The sequence below is a fragment of the Burkholderia lata genome (genome assembly GCF_902499025.1).
GTDB classification, from domain to species: domain Bacteria; phylum Pseudomonadota; class Gammaproteobacteria; order Burkholderiales; family Burkholderiaceae; genus Burkholderia; species Burkholderia lata_C.
Genome location: NZ_CABVPW010000044.1, coordinates 1 through 17,279 on the forward strand (window position 1 = coordinate 1; position 17,279 = coordinate 17,279).

The 17,279-nt window shown below is 66.3% G+C and carries 19 protein-coding genes and 1 pseudogene; 3 read left to right on the plus strand and 17 right to left on the minus strand.

Annotated elements, in window-relative coordinates:
• The 4 genes and pseudogenes from BDI24065_RS33260 to BDI24065_RS33275 all read right to left on the minus strand — a co-directional run.
• A pseudogene (locus tag BDI24065_RS33260) lies at nt 1-228 on the minus strand (translesion DNA synthesis-associated protein ImuA); the annotation flags it as partial.
• A 275-nt stretch (nt 229-503) separates the two neighbouring features.
• Nucleotides 504-1,298 carry an ABC transporter ATP-binding protein gene (locus BDI24065_RS33265; protein ID WP_011353261.1) on the minus strand — a complete coding sequence of 265 codons (795 nt, stop codon included), beginning with the start codon at nt 1,296-1,298 and terminating at the stop codon, nt 504-506.
• Nucleotide 1,299: 1 nt separating this feature from the next.
• Nucleotides 1,300-2,196, minus strand: coding sequence for an ABC transporter permease (locus tag BDI24065_RS33270; RefSeq protein ID WP_174997277.1), 897 nt, complete (start codon nt 2,194-2,196; stop codon nt 1,300-1,302).
• A 139-nt stretch (nt 2,197-2,335) separates the two neighbouring features.
• Nucleotides 2,336-3,301 carry an ABC transporter substrate-binding protein gene (locus tag BDI24065_RS33275; protein WP_175034786.1) on the minus strand — a complete coding sequence of 322 codons (966 nt, stop codon included), beginning with the start codon at nt 3,299-3,301 and terminating at the stop codon, nt 2,336-2,338.
• A gap of 332 nt (nt 3,302-3,633) precedes the next feature.
• On the opposite strand from BDI24065_RS33275, the gene BDI24065_RS33280 reads away from it, so the two are divergent.
• The gene (locus BDI24065_RS33280; protein ID WP_175034787.1) at nt 3,634-3,942 is read left to right on the plus strand and encodes a VF_A0006 family four-cysteine protein; all 309 of its coding nucleotides are present in this window, start codon (nt 3,634-3,636) and stop codon (nt 3,940-3,942) included.
• Between the two features lie 110 nt (nt 3,943-4,052).
• Here BDI24065_RS33280 and BDI24065_RS33285 read toward each other — a convergent pair whose 3' ends face one another.
• A complete protein-coding gene (locus BDI24065_RS33285; protein WP_175015874.1) occupies nt 4,053-4,868 on the minus strand; it encodes a MetQ/NlpA family ABC transporter substrate-binding protein in 816 nt (271 codons plus the stop codon).
• 204 nt (nt 4,869-5,072) lie between these two features.
• On the minus strand, nt 5,073-6,677 hold the full coding sequence (locus tag BDI24065_RS33290) for a methyl-accepting chemotaxis protein (RefSeq protein ID WP_175034788.1): 1,605 nt from the start codon (nt 6,675-6,677) through the stop codon (nt 5,073-5,075).
• 247 nt (nt 6,678-6,924) lie between these two features.
• On the opposite strand from BDI24065_RS33290, the gene BDI24065_RS33295 reads away from it, so the two are divergent.
• Nucleotides 6,925-7,215 carry a YciI family protein gene (locus tag BDI24065_RS33295; RefSeq protein WP_039346187.1) on the plus strand — a complete coding sequence of 97 codons (291 nt, stop codon included), beginning with the start codon at nt 6,925-6,927 and terminating at the stop codon, nt 7,213-7,215.
• Between the two features lie 151 nt (nt 7,216-7,366).
• Here the strand turns inward: BDI24065_RS33295 and BDI24065_RS33300 are convergent, their stop codons facing one another.
• From BDI24065_RS33300 to BDI24065_RS33320, 5 genes are read right to left on the minus strand one after another with little or no spacing between them, the layout of a single operon-like run.
• Nucleotides 7,367-7,984, minus strand: a complete 618-nt coding sequence (locus BDI24065_RS33300) for an SCO family protein (protein ID WP_175034789.1) — start codon at nt 7,982-7,984, stop codon at nt 7,367-7,369.
• Between the two features lie 18 nt (nt 7,985-8,002).
• Nucleotides 8,003-8,905, minus strand: a complete 903-nt coding sequence (gene cyoE / locus BDI24065_RS33305) for a heme o synthase (RefSeq protein WP_011353269.1) — start codon at nt 8,903-8,905, stop codon at nt 8,003-8,005.
• Between the two features lie 8 nt (nt 8,906-8,913).
• On the minus strand, nt 8,914-10,026 hold the full coding sequence (locus BDI24065_RS33310) for a COX15/CtaA family protein (protein ID WP_175034790.1): 1,113 nt from the start codon (nt 10,024-10,026) through the stop codon (nt 8,914-8,916).
• Between the two features lie 24 nt (nt 10,027-10,050).
• On the minus strand, nt 10,051-10,677 hold the full coding sequence (locus tag BDI24065_RS33315) for an SCO family protein (protein ID WP_175034791.1): 627 nt from the start codon (nt 10,675-10,677) through the stop codon (nt 10,051-10,053).
• Between the two features lie 60 nt (nt 10,678-10,737).
• Nucleotides 10,738-11,448 carry an SURF1 family protein gene (locus BDI24065_RS33320; protein ID WP_254609910.1) on the minus strand — a complete coding sequence of 237 codons (711 nt, stop codon included), beginning with the start codon at nt 11,446-11,448 and terminating at the stop codon, nt 10,738-10,740.
• An 84-nt stretch (nt 11,449-11,532) separates the two neighbouring features.
• On the opposite strand from BDI24065_RS33320, the gene BDI24065_RS33325 reads away from it, so the two are divergent.
• The gene (locus BDI24065_RS33325; RefSeq protein WP_011353273.1) at nt 11,533-11,742 is read left to right on the plus strand and encodes a twin transmembrane helix small protein; all 210 of its coding nucleotides are present in this window, start codon (nt 11,533-11,535) and stop codon (nt 11,740-11,742) included.
• A 180-nt stretch (nt 11,743-11,922) separates the two neighbouring features.
• On the opposite strand, the gene BDI24065_RS33330 is transcribed toward BDI24065_RS33325, so the two are convergent.
• The 6 genes from BDI24065_RS33330 to coxB all read right to left on the minus strand — a co-directional run bounded on the left by BDI24065_RS33330 (nt 11,923) and on the right by coxB (nt 17,250).
• A complete protein-coding gene (locus BDI24065_RS33330; protein WP_011353274.1) occupies nt 11,923-12,780 on the minus strand; it encodes a cytochrome c oxidase subunit 3 in 858 nt (285 codons plus the stop codon).
• Between the two features lie 138 nt (nt 12,781-12,918).
• Nucleotides 12,919-13,116, minus strand: coding sequence for a DUF2970 domain-containing protein (locus BDI24065_RS33335; protein WP_043187225.1), 198 nt, complete (start codon nt 13,114-13,116; stop codon nt 12,919-12,921).
• A 16-nt stretch (nt 13,117-13,132) separates the two neighbouring features.
• Nucleotides 13,133-13,741 (minus strand): cytochrome c oxidase assembly protein, encoded by a 609-nt coding sequence (locus BDI24065_RS33340; RefSeq protein WP_043187224.1) that lies wholly within the window; start codon nt 13,739-13,741, stop codon nt 13,133-13,135.
• Between the two features lie 35 nt (nt 13,742-13,776).
• Nucleotides 13,777-13,917, minus strand: coding sequence for a cytochrome oxidase small assembly protein (locus BDI24065_RS33345; RefSeq protein ID WP_043187223.1), 141 nt, complete (start codon nt 13,915-13,917; stop codon nt 13,777-13,779).
• An 80-nt stretch (nt 13,918-13,997) separates the two neighbouring features.
• Nucleotides 13,998-15,605: a cytochrome c oxidase subunit I gene (gene ctaD / locus BDI24065_RS33350; protein WP_031401318.1), complete on the minus strand. Its 1,608-nt coding sequence runs from the start codon at nt 15,603-15,605 to the stop codon at nt 13,998-14,000.
• Nucleotides 15,606-15,648: 43 nt separating this feature from the next.
• Entirely contained in the window at nt 15,649-17,250 is a 1,602-nt protein-coding gene (coxB, locus tag BDI24065_RS33355) for a cytochrome c oxidase subunit II (protein WP_175034793.1), read from the minus strand.
• Between the last annotated feature and the right edge of the window lie 29 nt (nt 17,251-17,279).

Here is a 17,279-nt window from a genome sequence, read left to right on the forward strand (position 1 = left end):
CGCGCTGACGGTGCGCGCGAGCGCGGGCGCGAGCAGCCGCATCTCGCCGCAGCCCGGCTGCGCGGCCAGCAGTTCGACGAGCCCGCCGACCGGCCAGCCGCCGCCCGGCAACTCGGCCGACAACGGCGCGAAGCCGGTCTCGATCGTGCGCGGACCGCCGCGCGCGAGCTGCGAGCCACGCCACAGCGATGGATGAAGGGATTCGGGAGAAATGGAGGATGCGAGCATGACGCCACCCACAACTGTATGGATATACAGTATATGGCAATGCGCTCGCGTCGCACAGCACCGGTGCAAAACCGGTTTTCGTCAGAAGAAAAACAGCAGGAAAGCCGGAGCGGCCGTCATGTTACGCCGCTCCGGAGCGGACGCGCCCGGATCGTGCCGCCCGAACGCGCGCCACCGCCATCCGGCCCGAATCGCCCGGTCGGACGGGCACGCCACCCCGAAGGCAAACCGGCACGATGCAGCACTCCGCACCGCGCCGGCCCGCCGGCCGCCCGTCAGCCGAGCAGCAACGCGTCGTCGTCGAGCTGCTCGTGACGCACCTTCTCGAACATCTGCAGCAGGTCCGGCACGTCGAGCCCCTTGCGCGCGTCGCCCGACACGTCGAGCACGACCTGCCCCTGGTGCAGCATCACCGTGCGGTCGCCATAGTCGAGCGCCTGCCGCATGCTGTGCGTGACCATCATCGTCGTCAGCTTGCTCTCGGCGACGATGCGCGCGGTCAGCTCCAGCACGAACGCGGCCGTCTTCGGGTCGAGCGCGGCCGTGTGCTCGTCGAGCAGCAGGATCCGCGACGGCCGCAGCGACGCCATCAACAGGCTCACCGCCTGCCGCTGGCCGCCCGACAGCAGCCCGATCCGGTCGGTCAGCCGGTTCTCGAGACCGAGGTTCAGGAGCCGCAGCTTGTCGCGGAACAGCTCGCGCGACGGCCGGTCGAGCGCGGCCCGGAAGCCGCGCCGCGCACCGCGCGCCATCGCGAGCGCCATGTTCTCCTCGATCGTCAGCGCCTCGCAGGTGCCGGCCATCGGATCCTGGAACACGCGCGCGACGAGGTGCGCGCGATCCCACGCGGCCTTGCGCGTGACGTCCGTGCCGTCGATCGAGATGCGTCCCGCATCGACGGCCTGGTCGCCGCTGACCGCATTGAGGAAGGTCGACTTGCCGGCGCCGTTCGAACCGATCACCGCGACGAACTGGCCGTCCGGAATCTCGAGCGACAGCCCGCGCAGCGCACGCGTCTCGATCGGCGTGCCGGGATTGAACGTGAGTTTCAGGTCTTGTGCGGACAGCATGTCAGGCCCCTCCGTTCTTGCGCGCGAACAGTTTCTTGCGCGTCGCCGGCAGCACCAGCGCGATCGTGACGAGCGCGGCCGTCACGAGGTTCAGATCCTGCGCCTTCAGCCCGATGAATTCGCTGTTGAGCGCAAGCGCGATGAAGAAGCGATAGACGATCGCACCGAGCACGACGGCGAGCGTCGTCAGCACGAGCCGGCGCGCCGGCAGCAGCGTCTCGCCGATGATCACGGCGGCCAGCCCGATCACGATCGTGCCGATCCCCATCGAGATATCCGCACCGCCCTGCGTCTGCGCGAACAGCGCGCCGGCGAGCGCGACGAGCGCGTTCGACAGCGCCATCCCGGCAAGCGTCGCACGGCCGGTCGCGATGCCTTGCGCGCGCGCCATCCGCGGGTTCGCGCCGGTCGCGCGCATCGCGAGGCCGAGCTGCGACGAGAAGAACCAGTCGAGGCCGAGCTTCGCGACCACGACGACGATTGCGAGCAACGCCGGGCGCAGCACGTAGTCGGGCATCCAGTCGGGCTGCAGCACGGTGAAAATGGTCGGCTCGGTGATGAGCGGCACGTTCGGCCGGCCCATGATCCGCAGGTTCACCGAATAGAGCGCGATCATCATCAGGATACTGGCGAGCAGATCCATGATCTTCAGGCGCACGTTGAGCCAGCCGGTGATGAAGCCGGCCGCCGCGCCCGCGACGATCGCGATGCAGGTCGAGCTGAACGGATCGTAGCCGGCCGAGATCAGCGTCGCGGCGACGGCGCCGCCGAGCGGAAAGCTGCCGTCGACGGTGAGGTCGGGGAAGTTGAGGATGCGAAACGAGATCAGCACCCCGAGGGCGACGAGACTGAAGATCAGGCCGATCTCCAGCGCGCCCAGAAACGAGAACAGAGACATGATGGGGAAATCCTGTTGCTTCCCGGCCGGACGTGTACGGCCGGGCGAAGCGAACGGGCGGCCCCGGGTGGGAGCCGCCCGTCCGGCGGTGTCGTTCAGGCCCGGATCGGGCCCGCAAGCGCGGCGGTCGGGCCGCGGCTTACTTGATGACCGTCTTCGCTTCCTTGAGCAGATCCGGCGACAGCGTCACGCCCTGCTTCGCGGCCGCGCCCGTGTTCGCGAACAACTCGAGGTTGCTGCTCGTCTCCGACGCGATCGCGCCCGGCTTCTCGCCCTTCAGGATGCGCGCGACGACCTTGCCCGTCTGGCGGCCGAGGTCGCCGTAGTTGATGCCGAGCGCCGCGATGCCGCCGCGCTTCACGCTGTCGGTGTCACCGGCGACGAGCGGGATCTTCGCTTCGTTCGCGACCTTGACGAGCGCTTCGTACGCGGACACGACGTTGTTGTCGGTGTTGGTGTAGATCACGTCGACCTTGCCGATCAGGCTCTTCGCGGCCGGGCCGATGTCGACGGTACGCGGCGCGGCCGCCTCCTTCAGCGTCATCCCCTGCTTCGCGAGGATCTCCTTGAGCTCCTTCACGACGACGACCGAGTTCGCCTCGCCCGGGTTGTAGACCATGCCGACCGTCTTCGCATTCGGCACGACACGCTTGATCAGCGCGACCTGGCGATCGAGCGGCAGCTTGTCGGACACGCCCGTCACGTTGGTGCCCGACGGGCCCCAGCCCTTCACGAGCTGCGCGGCGACCGGATCGGTGACGCCCGAATAGACGACCGGCACGCTCTTCGTCGATGCGACTACCGCCTGCGCGGCCGGCGTCGCGATCGCGACGATCACGTCGGGCTGGTCGCCGATGAACTTGCGCGCAATTTGCGCGGCCGTGCCCGTGTTGCCCTGCGCGCTCTGGTATTCCCACTTGAGCTTGTCGTCGCCGTAACCTTCCGCCTTCAGCTCGGCGCGCACGCCGTCGCGGATCGCATCGAGCGCCGGGTGATCGACGATCGACAGCACCTTGACGGTCTGTGCATGCGCGGCGCCTGCCAGCGCGAGTGCGGCCACGCCGGCCGTGATCGAACGGATCGCGAAAGTCTTGAAACGCTTCATGGGTGTGTCTCCCCCGTATTGTGTCGGTTCTGGATGATGGATTCCCGCCGCCGTCAGGCGGGCGCCGCCATGCGTACGACACGCTGGCGAGCGGCCCGCGCACGCTCCGGGAAAGCGTGCAGCGGCGAACGCACGAGGATACCATTTCCGCAGACCACCGCCTGACTCCGCGCTTTCGCATCGCGCCCCGGATCGCAGCGCCCGCCGACGCGCGCGAGCGGGCGTGAAGCCCGCCCGGCGGCGGTTCCCGTCGGCCCGTCACAACGCGTCAGCCGCGCTTGCGGCTTTACGTTATGCTGTCGGCCGACCCATTCCACGCCATCGGAGGGCACATGAAACGGGGAGTTCGAGCCATCGCATTCGCTGCCGTCGCGCTGGCGCTGCCGGGTGCGGCGTTCGCGCTGACCGACGGCAGTGCGCAATACGACGACTGCATGCTCAATGCGCTGCGCGAAAGCCGCAACGGCGGGGCCGCCCAGTTGATCCAGCGCTCGTGCGACGCGCTGTACCGCAACAACGCGATGCTGCTGCCGCGCGAGCGGCGCTTTCACGAGTGTGTGGTGCAGTCGTTGCCGGGCGTGCGCGACAACTACGCGATCCAGCAGATCATGTCGATCTGCTCGCGACGCGGCGAGATGTGAGCCGGCATTGAACGCCGGATACCGTGCGGCCGTCGATCGGCCGCGCCAATGAAAAAGGGCCTGCGCGATGCAGGCCCTTTTCGTTCAGCGGGTCGACCGGTGTGCGGCGCTCAGAACGACGCGACCATCGAGCCCTTGAACTGCTTCTTGATGAATTCCTTCACTTCCGGCGACTGGTACGCCTTGACCAGCTTCTTCACCCACGGCTGGTCCTTGTCCTTCGCGCGCACGGCGATCACGTTCGCGTACGGGCTCGTCAGCGCTTCGAGCGCGATCGCGTCCTTGGTCGGCTGCAGGTTCGCGGCAAGCGCGTAGTTCGTGTTGATCACGGCCGCGTCGACGTCCGACAGCACGCGCGGCAGTTGCGCGGCGTCGAGTTCGGAGATCTTCAGCTTCTTCGGGTTCTCGGCGATGTCGAGCACCGTCGCGTTGTTGCCGCCCGTGCCGGCGCCCGCCTTCAGCTTGATCACGCCTTGCGTCTGCAGCAGCAGCAGCGCGCGGTTCTCGTTCGACGGATCGTTCGGCACCGCGAGCTTCGCGCCTTGCGGCAGGTCCTTCAGCGCCTTGAACTTCTTCGAGTACACGCCCATCGGCGAGATGTAGGTCAGGCCCGCGGTGACCAGCTTGTAGCCGCGCTGCTTCACCTGGCTGTCGAGGTAGGGCTGGTGCTGGAAGCTGTTTGCGTCGAGGTCGCCCGAGTCGAGCGCCGCGTTCGGCTGCACGTAGTCGTTGAACTCGATGACCTTCACGTTCAGGCCTTCCTTCTCCTTCGCGACCTTCTGGACGAGTTGCCACACTTCCGAATCCGGGCCGGCGACCGTGCCGACCTTGATCACCTTGTCTTCGGCGTGCGCGCCTGCCGACAGCGTCAGCGCTGCACCGGTGGCCAGCACCGAAAATACCTTCAGGAGACTGCGACGCTTCATCTGTTTCTCGCTTTCTTGCTTGACTGAAATGGGGCGCGATACGGGTATGCCCCGACTCGCTGGAAGGGGCAAATGGTGTCACAGGATCGGCGGGAAGTGAAATACATCCCGCTCATATGGGTATGCACCGCAGCGGTGCTGGCGGAAGTTGCGCGACTCGGCCGTTAGTTGCGTTTATGTGAGTCGCGCGTCAGCCCGAGTACGTCACGCCACCGTTGCCCGGTCGGCCTCCGCGGTGCCGAATGCAGGCTCGCCCACCTGCCCGCCGACCCGGAACGCGCCGACCGCATCGCGCAGTCGCGCCGCCTGCTCCTGCAGCGACGCGGCCGCAGCGGCGGCCTCCTCGACGAGCGCCGCGTTCTGCTGCGTCACCTGGTCCATCTGCGTGACCGCGCGCCCGACCTGCGTGATGCCGCTCGCCTGCTCCTCGGACGCCGCCGCGATCTCGCCCATGATGTCGGTCACGCGTGCGACGGCCTGCAGGATCTCGCCCATCGTCGTGCCGGCCTGGCCGACCAGCGTCGACCCGTTGCGCACGCGCTCGACCGAGTCGACGATCAGCTCGCGGATCTCCTTCGAGGCCGTCGCGCTGCGCTGCGCGAGCGAACGCACTTCGCCGGCGACCACCGCGAAGCCGCGGCCCTGCTCGCCGGCGCGCGCGGCTTCGACCGCCGCATTCAGCGCGAGGATGTTGGTCTGGAACGCGATACCCTCGATCACGCCGATGATGTCGGCGATCTTGCGCGAACTGTCGTCGATCTCGCCCATCGTGCCGATCACGCGGTTCACGACGTCGCTCCCGGTGCGCGCGATCTCCGATGCGCTGTTCGCGAGCCCGCTCGCCTGCCGCGCGTTGTCGGCGTTCTGCTTCACCGTCGCGGTCAGCTGCTCCATGCTCGCGGCGGTTTCTTCCAGCGACGCGGCCTGCTCCTCGGTGCGCTGCGACAGGTCGTCGTTGCCGGCCGAGATCTGGCGGCTCGCCGACGCGATCGATCCGGCCGACTGGCGAATCCCGCCGATCGTCGCCTGCAGCCGGGCCTGCATGTCGTGCATCGCGGCCATCATGCTCGTGCGATCGCCCGCCCGCACGGGCACCGGCTGCGTCAGGTCGCCCTGCGCGATGCGCGTCGCGAGCGCGGCCGCCTCGTCGGGCTCGCCGCCGAGGCTGCTGCGCACGTTGCGGATGATCACGAGCATCGCCACGCTGATCACGAAGCCGATCACGAACACGACCGCGAGGTGGCCGAGCAGCGTCCGGTAGTAGATGGTGTCGATGTCCTTCAGGAAGACGCCGCTCGAGATGTTCCAGTCCCACGGCGCAAAGCGCGTGACGTAGCTGATCTTCGGCACGGCGGTCTCGCTGTGCGGCAAGCGCCCGCGGTATTCGGCGAAGCCGCTGCCGGTTTCCTTCGCGGCATTCAGGATCGTGACGAACAGCGGCTTGCCGTCCGGGTCGAGATAGTCGCCGACCTGCGTGCCGACCAGCTTCGGCAGCGTCGGATGCATCAGCACGACCGGCTTCGAGTCCATCACGAACACGTAGCCCGAGTCGCCGTAGCGCATCGCGGCCAGGCTCGCGAGCGCGTCGCGTTTCGCGTCGGCCTCGGGCAGCGTGCCGCTCTGCGCGAGGGCGTGATACGCCTTCACGATGCCGGCCGCCGAATCGACGAGATTCGCAATGCCTGCCTTGCGTTCGGCGAGCATCGTCGCGCGCGTCTCGTACGCGCTCCATGCGCCGACGCCCAGGAGACCGATCCATACCAGCGCAAGCGCGAGCCACAGCTTGCGGTTCAAACTCATTCTGCTCATCTGCGTGCCTTTGTCGATGTCGATGCGCACGCTGCGCGCGAACGGCCTGCCGCGCGCAAACGCTTGCCCATTTAATTACGGCATCGAGGCTTACAACTTGAATACGAGCGGGTACGGCTGACCGTCGCTCGACGTGCCGCTGCCTGCGCCCCGCACCGCACCCGCCGACGCGACAGCCTCCATCCGCTGTGCTAAAAAGACCGGCTGGCCGGCACACAAAGCGCCGGCGCCATTCCGGGGGCCATCCATGTACGTCATCGACATCCACTACACCGCATCGCTCGAGCGCATCGACGACGCGCTCGAACGCCATCGCGCATTCCTGCAGCCGCAGTTCGACAAGGGCATCTTCATCGCGGCCGGGCCGAAGGTGCCGCGCGAAGGCGGCGTGATCCTCGCGGCCCGCATCGATCGCGACGAGCTGGACGCAATCCTGAAGACCGATCCGTTCGTCACCGAGGGGCTCGCCACGTATCGCGTGACGGAATTCCGGATCACGCGCGCCGCATCCGGCTTCAACGTGCCCGCGCTGCCGTAACGCGACACCTGCGCGACCTCTGCGCGATGCGCGCGCAGGCCGACACGCCGCCCGACGGGCGGCGCATGCAAACAACGAAATGAGAGGGAAAGCGTGACGGCGCGTGGCGGCCGTCACGTGATCGCCGGGCCGGGCGCCCGGCGGCGGCCGGTCAGTCGACCAGCAGCTTCAGGTCGTGGACCCACGGGCCAGGGCCCTGGCCGTCGCGCACGAACAGGCGCAGCTTGCCGTCGCGGTCGAACACGTAGCTCGCGGCGGTGTGATCCATCGTGTAGCTGCCGGGCGTCTTGCCGGGCACCTTCGCGTAGTACACGCGGAAATCCTTCGTGACCTTCTTCAGCGCCGCTTCGTCGGCCGGCCGCAGGCCGATGAACGACGGATCGAACGCGGGCACGTACTGGCCGAGCAGCGCCGGCGTGTCACGCTCCGGATCGACGGTCACGAACAGCACCTGCACGCGCTTCGCGGCATCGGGCCCGAGCTGCTTCAGCGCTTCGGACAGCTCGGCCATCGTCGTCGGGCACACGTCCGGGCAGTGCGTATAGCCGAAGAACATCACGACAGCACGGCCCTTGAAGTCGGCGAGCGTGCGTACCTTGCCGGCCGTATCGGGCAGCGAGAAGTCGCTGCCGAACTGCGTGTTGCCGGTGATGTCGAGATTCTGGAATTTCGGCGCGTTGTCGCATCCGGCGAGCAGCAGCGCTGCCGTGAATGCGCATGCGAGCAGCCAGCCTTGGCGCGCGCGGCGCCCGAACCGTGATTGGAGCATTGCGTTCAAACCGTGCGGTTACACGCCGAGCAGCGGGCGTGCATAGTGATCGACGAGCAGCGCCGCGAACAGCAGCGACAGGTAGACGATCGAGTAGCGGAAGGCCTTGCGGGCGAGTTCGTCCGAGTAGTCGCGATGGATCTTCCACGCATACGCGAGGAACACCGCGCCGAGCAGCACCGCGCTCGTCAGGTAGACGGCCCCGCTCATCCCGGAGATGAACGGCATCAGCGTGACCGCGAACAGGATCACCGTGTACAGCAGGATGTGCAGCCGCGTGAATTTCTCGCCGTGCGTGACGGGCAGCATCGGCAGCCCCGCGTTCTCGTAATCCTTGCGGCGATACAGCGCGAGCACCCAGAAATGCGGCGGCGTCCACACGAAGATGATCAGCACAAGGATCCACGCGTCGCCCGGCACCGCGCCGGTGACCGCGGCCCAGCCGAGCGCCGGCGGCATCGCGCCCGATGCACCGCCGATCACGATGTTCTGCGGTGTCATCGGCTTGAGCAGCAGCGTGTAGATCACGGCGTAGCCGACGAAGGTGGCGATCGTCAGCCACATCGTCAGCGGGTTCGTGAACGTATAGAGCGTCCATGCGCCGACGCTGCCGAGCACGGCCGAGAAGATCAGGATCTGCGGGGTCGTGATCTCGCCGCGCGCGGACGGGCGCCACGCGGTGCGGCGCATCATCGCGTCGATCTTCTGTTCGACGAGGCAGTTGATCGCGAACGCGGCGCCGGCCAGCAGCCAGATGCCGACCGTACCGCCGATCAGCACGTGCCACGGCACCATGCCCGGCGTCGCGAGGAACATGCCGATCACCGCGCAGAACACCGCGAGCTGCGTGACACGCGGCTTCGTCAGCGCCATGTACTGCGAAAACCGGCTACCGGGCGATTGGGAGAGGGTGCTTTGCATGGGGGCGGTCACGCCGGGGCGGCGTCGCGCGCAGGCTGCGCGACACGGCCGGGGCGGCTTGAAAGGATGCGAAAGTTTAACATGACGACGAGCAGCAGCAGGATCGCGGCCCCGCCGTTGTGCGCGACGGCGACCGGCAGCGGCCACTGCAGCACGATGTTGGTCAGGCCCGTCACGAACTGCAGCAGGACGACCAGCAGCACGCCGTTCGCGGGCCGCCGCAGCGATTCGAAGCGGCGCATCTTCAGCGCGAACGCGACCAGGTACGCGACCACGACGAACGCGAACGTGCGGTGCGTCCAGTGGATCGCGACCAGCGCATCCTGCGTGATCGCCTCGCCGTCCTTCGTCATCCCGAGCGCGCGCCACAGGTGGAAGCCGTGCTCGAAGTCCATCGGCGGGATCCACTGGCCGTTGCAGGTCGGGAAGTCGGTACACGCGAGCACTGCGTAGTTGGTGCTCACCCAGCCGCCGAGCGCGATCTGCACGACCAGCAGCACGAGCGCCGCGAGCGCGGCCGCGCGATAGCGGCCGGCTTCGGGGTCATGCGACGGCAGCGGCGTCTGCCGCGCCGCGAGCCAGCCGAGCGTGCCGAGCAGCGTGAGGCCGAGCAGCAGGTGGATCGTGACGATCACCGGCTGCAGCTTCATCGTGACCGTCCACGCGCCGAACGCGCCCTGCACGAGGATCAGCAGCAGCAGGCTGGTCGGCCACCACGGCGACACGTGCAGCGGGCGGCGGCGCAGCCGCGCGGACCACGCGATCACGACCTGCGCGATGATCAGCACGCCGATCGCCATCGCGAAATAGCGGTGGATCATCTCGATCCACGCCTTCGACATGCTGACCGGGCCCGTCGGCATCGCCTGGTGCGCGGCCGTGATCGCGGCGTGCGCGATGAACGGCGACGACGTGCCGTAGCAGCCGGGCCAGTCGGGGCAGCCGAGCCCCGAATCGGTCAGCCGCGTGAAGCCGCCGAACATCACCAGGTCGAGCGTCAGGAAGGTGGTGATCCACACCAGCTTGCGAAACTTGTTGTCGTCGGCCTTCACCCACACGTACGACAGCGGCAGCAGCGCGATGCAGAAGCCGATCAGGCCGAGTTGCAGTAGATACGCCATCGGTTCATTGCCTCTCGTATTGCCTTAGCCGATGCTCGACCACTTCAGCAGCTTCGTCACGTCCGACTTGATCTTGCTGGGGTTCGGATTCTTCGGGAAACGCATCATCAGGTTGCCGTTCGGGTCGACCATGTAGATGTGGTCGCTGTCCTTCGTGCCCGCGTCGGCCGGCAGCCACGCGGCCACCGCGGCCGGGTCGGCGACGAGCCGGCGCGTGTCCGGGTACGCATCCAGCACGATCTGCGGCGTCGCGCCCGCATCGCTGCGCAGCCACACCATCGTGATCCGGTGCCGCTCGCCCGCCTGCGTGACGCGGATCTGGCGCATGAAATAGAGCTTCTCCGCGCATGCCTTGTCGCACGCGCTGCTGTCGGTCATCACGAACAGCCACACACCGCGCAGCGACGACAGCGGCACGGTCTTGCCGGTTTCGTCGGTCACCTGCAGATCCGCGGGGATCGGGCGCTGCGGCTCGATCAGCGTGCCGTAGTTGGTCGAGCCGCCCCTCGGCTTGATCACGTAATAGGTGAAGTACGACGCGATCATCGGTGCGGCGCACACGAGACCCAGCAGCACGAGCATCCAGCGGCCGCGCTTGCGGGCCGCAGGCGAAACCGGCTCGGCGGCCGGACCCTGACGGGAAGATTGCATGGACAAATCAGACCTCTCGAAACGAACCCGCGGCGCACGCGCCGCGTCCTGGCATGGCGCTCACGCGCCGGCCGACTTCTTCGCCGCACGCCGCGCGGCGTACAGGCCGAAGCCGAGCGCGGCCGCCGCCATCGCCCACCACTGAAACATGTAACCGTAATTGCGCTCGACGCCGGTCGTCGCCGCCGGCCAGTCGCGCACGAGCTTGTCGCCGTCGTCGCTCGTCTGCTGGATCACGAACGGCTGCAGCGGCAGCCCCGTTTCCTTCGCATACGCGGCGACGTCCAGGTTCTGCCGGATCCTCTGGTGCGCGGCCGACCCGCCTTCGCCGAGCTCGAACGCGCGCGACGCGTCGGCGCGTGCGATGCCCACGATCTCGACGTCGCCCGCGGGCGTCGCGAACGGCTCGATCGCCGTGCGCTCGGAGATATTGCGCGGCAGCCAGCCGCGGTTCACGAGCACGACGCCGCCGCCCGTGAGTTTAAACGGCATCACGACGTAAAAACCCGGCTGGTCGTTATACGGCCGATTGTCGAGGAACACGGCCTGGTCGGGCAGGAAACGGCCCTTCGCACGCACGCGATGAAACTCGATCGACGCGAGCGGCATCGGCTGCGCGCCGACGTCGACGGGCGCCGCCTGCTCGTAGCGCTCGATGCTCGCCTGCAGCGCTTCCTTCTGGTGCGCGCGGTCGCGCTGCCAGAAACCGAGACGGATCGTGACCGCGACGACGACGAGAATCAGCAGCGCGGGGAGCCAGCGTATCTTCATCATGCGGCCCGCCCGGCACATGCCCGAAAGCGAAGTGCGATAATTATCCTCTTCCTTTCGAATTGCCGTCGTCCGGTTCGTGTCATGCACATACTCGTTCCCATCGCCTTCGTCCTCATCATTGCCAGCATGGGCTCGGCGCTCTACTTCATGATGCACGACCGCGGCCACACGAAACGCATGGTCTGGTCGCTCGCCACCCGCGTCGGGCTGTCGGTGTCGCTGTTCCTGCTCATCCTGATCGCGAACTGGATGGGCTGGATCCATTCGACCGGCCTGCCGATCGGGCGTTGATCCGTTGGTCGCCGCGGCCGCTGTGACCGCTGTGACATTTCGCCGCACGGCCGGGCCACCAAGCAAAAGCGCCGCCTGACTGAGTCGCGGCGGCGCCAGGGTGGTGAAGGCCGGTAGTCACGCTGCCCGGCCGACCCAATGAAAACGGCCCGCGCATTGCTGCGCGGGCCGTTGTTCCATTTACAGCCAGTAGACGACGACGTACAGGCCGAGCCAGACGACGTCGACGAAGTGCCAGTACCACGCGGCGCCTTCGAATGCGAAGTGGTGATCGGGCTTGAAGTGGCCGCGGATCATCCGCACCAGCACCACCGCGAGCATCGTGCCGCCGAGGAACACGTGGAAGCCGTGGAAGCCCGTCAGCAGGAAGAACGTCGAACCGTACACGCCCGAGTTCAGCGTCAGGTTCAGTTCGTTGTACGCGTGGTAGTACTCGAAGCCCTGCAGGAACAGGAAGCAGATACCGAACGCGAGCGTCGCGGCCAGCCATGCGATCGCCTTCTTGCGATGATCGTCACGCAGCGCGTGGTGCGAGATCGTCAGCGTCACGCCCGACGACAGCAGGAACGCAGTGTTCAGCGTCGGGATCGGCCACGGGCCCATCGTCTTGAAGTGACCGGCGAGCGCGGCGGGGCCTTCGTTCGGCCACACGGCGGAGAAATCCGGCCAGATCAGCTTGTAGTCGAGGCTGCCGAGCTGGTGCAGCGCGATTTCACGTGCGTAGAACAGCGCGCCGAAGAATGCGCCGAAGAACATCACTTCGGAGAAGATGAACCAGCTCATGCTCCAGCGGTACGACTTGTCGACGTTCTTGCCGTAGTGACCGCCTTCCGACTCGGCGATCGCGTCGCCGAACCAGTGATACAGCGTGAAGAGCAACCAAAGCAGGCCGAGCAGCGCCGTAAACGGCGCCCAGTCGTGACCGTTGATCCACAGCGCTGTCGATCCGAGCATGACCAGCAGGCCGATGGCCGCGCTGATCGGATGCTGCGACGGATGCGGCACGAAATAGTACGGGGTCTGGTTTTGACCGCTCATGCTTGATTCTCCACTTCAGTCCAATTTGTGTACCGGAAACCGCTCCGGCTTTATTTCTTGCGCGGCGTGACCACCACCGCTCCTTCCTGCACGCGGCGCCGTGGCGCCGCGCACTGCATTCTTTCGTGGCCGCGGGCTTCAGCCCACGACCGCACGCACGATCAGGATCAGCACGCCGATGAACACACCGGCCGCCAGCAACGCGACGATCAGCACGTGCAGCGGATTCAGCTGCGTCGCGTCGGCCTCCAGGTCGCGCCGCTTGCGCACCCCGAAGAACGACCACAGCACCGCTTTCAGCGCCTGGCCGAACGTCCCGCCCCGCTTCTCCGTCATCGCCCCGCCTCCGTCGTCATGCGTCCGGCTTCGCCGCGCCCTGCGCCGCGGTCTTGCCCGGCGCCGGCGCCGGCGTGGCCGGCGTATTCAGCTCGAAGAACGTGTACGACAGCGTGATCGTCTTCACGTCCTTCGGCAGTTTCGGATCGATCACGAACACCACCGGCATCTTGCGCGACTCGTTCGCGGCCAGCGTCTGCTGCGTAAAGCAAAAGCACTCGATCTTCTTGAAGAACTCCGTCGCCTGCTTCGGCGCGTAGCTCGGAATCGCCTGGGCAACGACCGGCCGGCCCTGCCCGTTCGTCACGTCGTACACGATCGTCGTCAGCTCACCCGGATGCACGTCGAGACTGTTGTGCTCCGGCTTGAAACCGAGCGGGCCGCGCGCGTTCGCATCGAACTCGACCGACACCGTGCGGCTATAGTCGACCTGCGAGTTCTTCACCTCGCGCTCGCTGACATCGCGCTGCACCAGGTTGTTGATGCCGGTGATCTGGCAGATCGCCCGATACATCGGGATCAGCGCGAAGCCGAAACCGAACATCAGCCCGGCCACGACGAAGAGCTTCACCAGCATCGAACGATTGAACGCGCGATCGACGGCGCCCTCTTCCGGCTTCGACATACGACAACTTCCTCGCTACTGCGTCTGTTGCTGCATCAGTGAGTGGACAGCCACCACTGCTTGATCACGACACCCATAAAAAAGACGGCGGCGATGACGAGCAGGATGAGGCCGAGCCGCTTGTTGCCCGCGCGAATCTGCTCGGGCGTTCGTCTTTCTTGTGGATTCCGGTTCATCTGAAACTTCGCTGGAATTTCAATTCGGCGCCCGCCGCGCCTGCCTGCGCGGCAGGCAGCGGCGGAACGCACTGTGAAACTTACTCGACGTGCGGCGGTTGCTCGAACGTGTGGAAGGGAGCCGGGCTCGGCACCGTCCACTCGAGGCCCGTTGCGCCATCCCACGGCTTGTCCGACGCCTTTTCCAGCTCGCCGCCGCCACGGTAGGCCGGCAGCGCGACTGCGAACAGGAAGTACACCTGCGCGAGGCCGAAGCCGAATGCGCCGATCGTCGCCACCTGGTTGAAGTCCGTGAACTGCGCCGGGTAGTCCGCATAGCGACGCGGCATGCCTGCGAGGCCGACGAAGTGCATCGGGAAGAACGTCAGGTTGAAGAAGATCATCGACGCCCAGAAGTGGATCTTGCCGCGCGTCTCGTTGTACATCCAGCCCGTCCACTTCGGCGCCCAGTAGTACCAGCCCGAGAACAACGCGAACAATGAGCCGGCCACCAGCACGTAGTGGAAGTGCGCCACCACGAAGTAGGTCCCGTGATACTGGATGTCGAGCGGCGCCATCGCGAGCATCAGGCCCGTGAGACCGCCGAACGTGAACACGAACAGGAAGCCGATCGCGAACAGCATCGGGGTTTCGAACGTCATCGAGCCGCGCCACATCGTCGCGAGCCAGTTGAACACCTTCACGCCCGTCGGCACCGCGATCAGCATCGTCGCGTACATGAAGAACAGCTGGCCGGTGACCGGCATGCCCGTTGCAAACATGTGGTGCGCCCAGACCATGAACGACAGGATCGCGATCGAAGCCGTCGCGTACACCATCGAGCTATAGCCGAACAGCGTCTTGCGTGCGAACGCCGGGATCACCTGCGACACGATCCCGAACGCCGGCAGAATCATGATGTACACCTCGGGGTGGCCGAAGAACCAGAAGATGTGCTGGTACATCACCGGATCGCCGCCGCCTGCCGCGTTGAAGAACGACGTGCCGAAGTGGCGGTCGAACAGCACCATCGTGATCGCGCCTGCCAGAACCGGCATCACCGCGATCAGCAGGTACGCCGTGATCAGCCACGTCCATGCGAACATCGGCATCTTCATCAGCGTCATGCCCGGTGCGCGCATGTTCAGGATCGTCACGACGATGTTGATCCCGCCCATGATCGACGATGCGCCCATGATGTGGACCGCGAAAATCGCGAAGTCCATGCCCGGGCCCATCTGCGTCGACAGCGGCGCGTAGAGCGTCCAGCCGGCGGCCGTCGCGCCACCCGGCGCGAAGAACGAGCCGACCAGCAGCACGGCCGCGACCGGCAGCAGCCAGAAGCTGAAGTTGTTCATCCGCGCGAACGCCATGTCGGATGCGCCGATCTGCAGCGGAATCATCCAGTTCGCGAAGCCGACGAACGCCGGCATGATCGCGCCGAACACCATGATCAGGCCGTGCATCGTCGTGAGTTCGTTGAAGAACTCCGGACGCATGATCTGCAGGCCCGGTTCGAACAGCTCGGCCCGGATGGCGAGCGCCATCACGCCGCCCGACAGGAACATGATGAACGAGAACAACAGGTACAGCGTACCGATGTCCTTGTGGTTGGTGGCGAACAGCCAGCGCCGCCAGCCGTGCGGCATTTCGTGCGCGTGGTCGTCGTGCGCGTGGTCCGCGGCTACGTCGTGCCCGATGCTAGACATGAGAATCTCCTAATGCGAATACGTCGACTAACTCAGCGACACGTCAAGCCGCCGGGCCGATCTCGACACGCCGGGCTTCCTTCGCGTCAGCCCCGCCCGTGATCGTTTCCGGCTTTTTGAGAATAATGTGGTCTTCCGCCACGCCTGCTGCCTTCAGCGCGTCGCGCACGACTTGTGCGCGATGCTTCGCCAGTTCGGCGTTTGCGTCGGCCGAGCCCGTCTTGTCGGTAAAGCCCGACAGCGCGAGCTTCGCGTCCGGATGTGCCTTCGCATAGTCGGCCGCAGCGGCGATTGCCGCTTTCGCGTCGGCCGGCAGCACGCTCTTGCCCGTCTCGAAGTAGATCGTCGACAGTGCGGCCGATGCCGACGCTGCCGCCGGCTGCTCGGCTGCGCCCGACGCGGCTTGCGCCGGCGCCGAAGCGGCTTCTGCCGGTGCCGCTGCCGCTGCGCCCGCCGCGTCTTCCGGCATCTTGCCGTTACGCGCGTCGGCCACTTGCTTCGGCTGCAGCAGGTCGTTCTTGTGGTTGCCCCACGAATTGCGTTCGTACGTGATGACCGATGCGATGTCGAGATCCGACAGCGACGCCCACGACGGCATCGCGCCCTTGCCGTGCAGCACGCGCTCGACGTGGCCGGCGATCGGGCCGTTCACGATCGGGCTGCCGTCCATCGCCGGGAAGGCGCCGAGGCCCTTGCCGCTCACCTGGTGGCAGGCCGCGCAGTTCGCCTTGTAGACTTCCTCGCCGTGCGCGACGAGTTCAGCCATCGTGTAGACCTTGTTCGGATCGACTGCGGCGCTGGCCAGCTTGGCCTTTTGCGCGGTGACCCACTTCGCGTAGTCGTCCTCCGACAGGACTTCGACGACGACCGGCATGTACGCGTGTTCCTTGCCGCACAGCTCGGTACAGAAACCGCGGAACGTACCGACCTTGTCGGCCTTGAACCACGTGTCGCGCACGAAGCCGGGGATCGCATCCTGCTTCACGCCGAACGCGGGCACGTACCACGAGTGGACGACGTCGTTCGCGGTCGTGATGATGCGGATCTTCTTGTTGACCGGCACGACGAGCGGATTGTCGACTTCCTGCAGATAGGTGTCGGTGATCGGCTTCTTGCCCATCACTTCGTCACGCGGGGTGCTGAGCGTCGACAGGAAGCCGATGCCCTCGCCCGGGCCCTTCACGTAGTCGTAGCCCCACTTCCACTGGTAGCCGGTGACCTTGATCGTGAGATCGGCGTTCGTCGTGTCCTTCATCGCGACGACGGCCTTCGTCGCCGGCAGCGCCATCAGCACGACGATGACGAACGGCACGATCGTCCAGATGATCTCGACGGTCGTGCTTTCATGGAAATTGGCGGCCTTGTGGCCTTTGGATTTGCGGTGCGCGAAGATCGAATAGAACATCACGCCGAACACGCCGACGAAGATCACCGTACACAGGATGAGCATCATCGTGTGGAGATCGTAGAGCTCCTCGGCGATCTTCGTGACAGGCGGCTGAAAGTTGATCTCGTTGACACGGGGGCCGCCCGGGCTATCACCGACCGCCAGGGCGGCACCGGCAAAGAGCAATCCGCTGCATGCCAGCACGCCCGCGAGGGCTCGCTTGATTGTTTTCATAGCATCCTTACCCAAAATTTCCATTCAAACCCTCCCCCGTCGCAAGCCGCCGG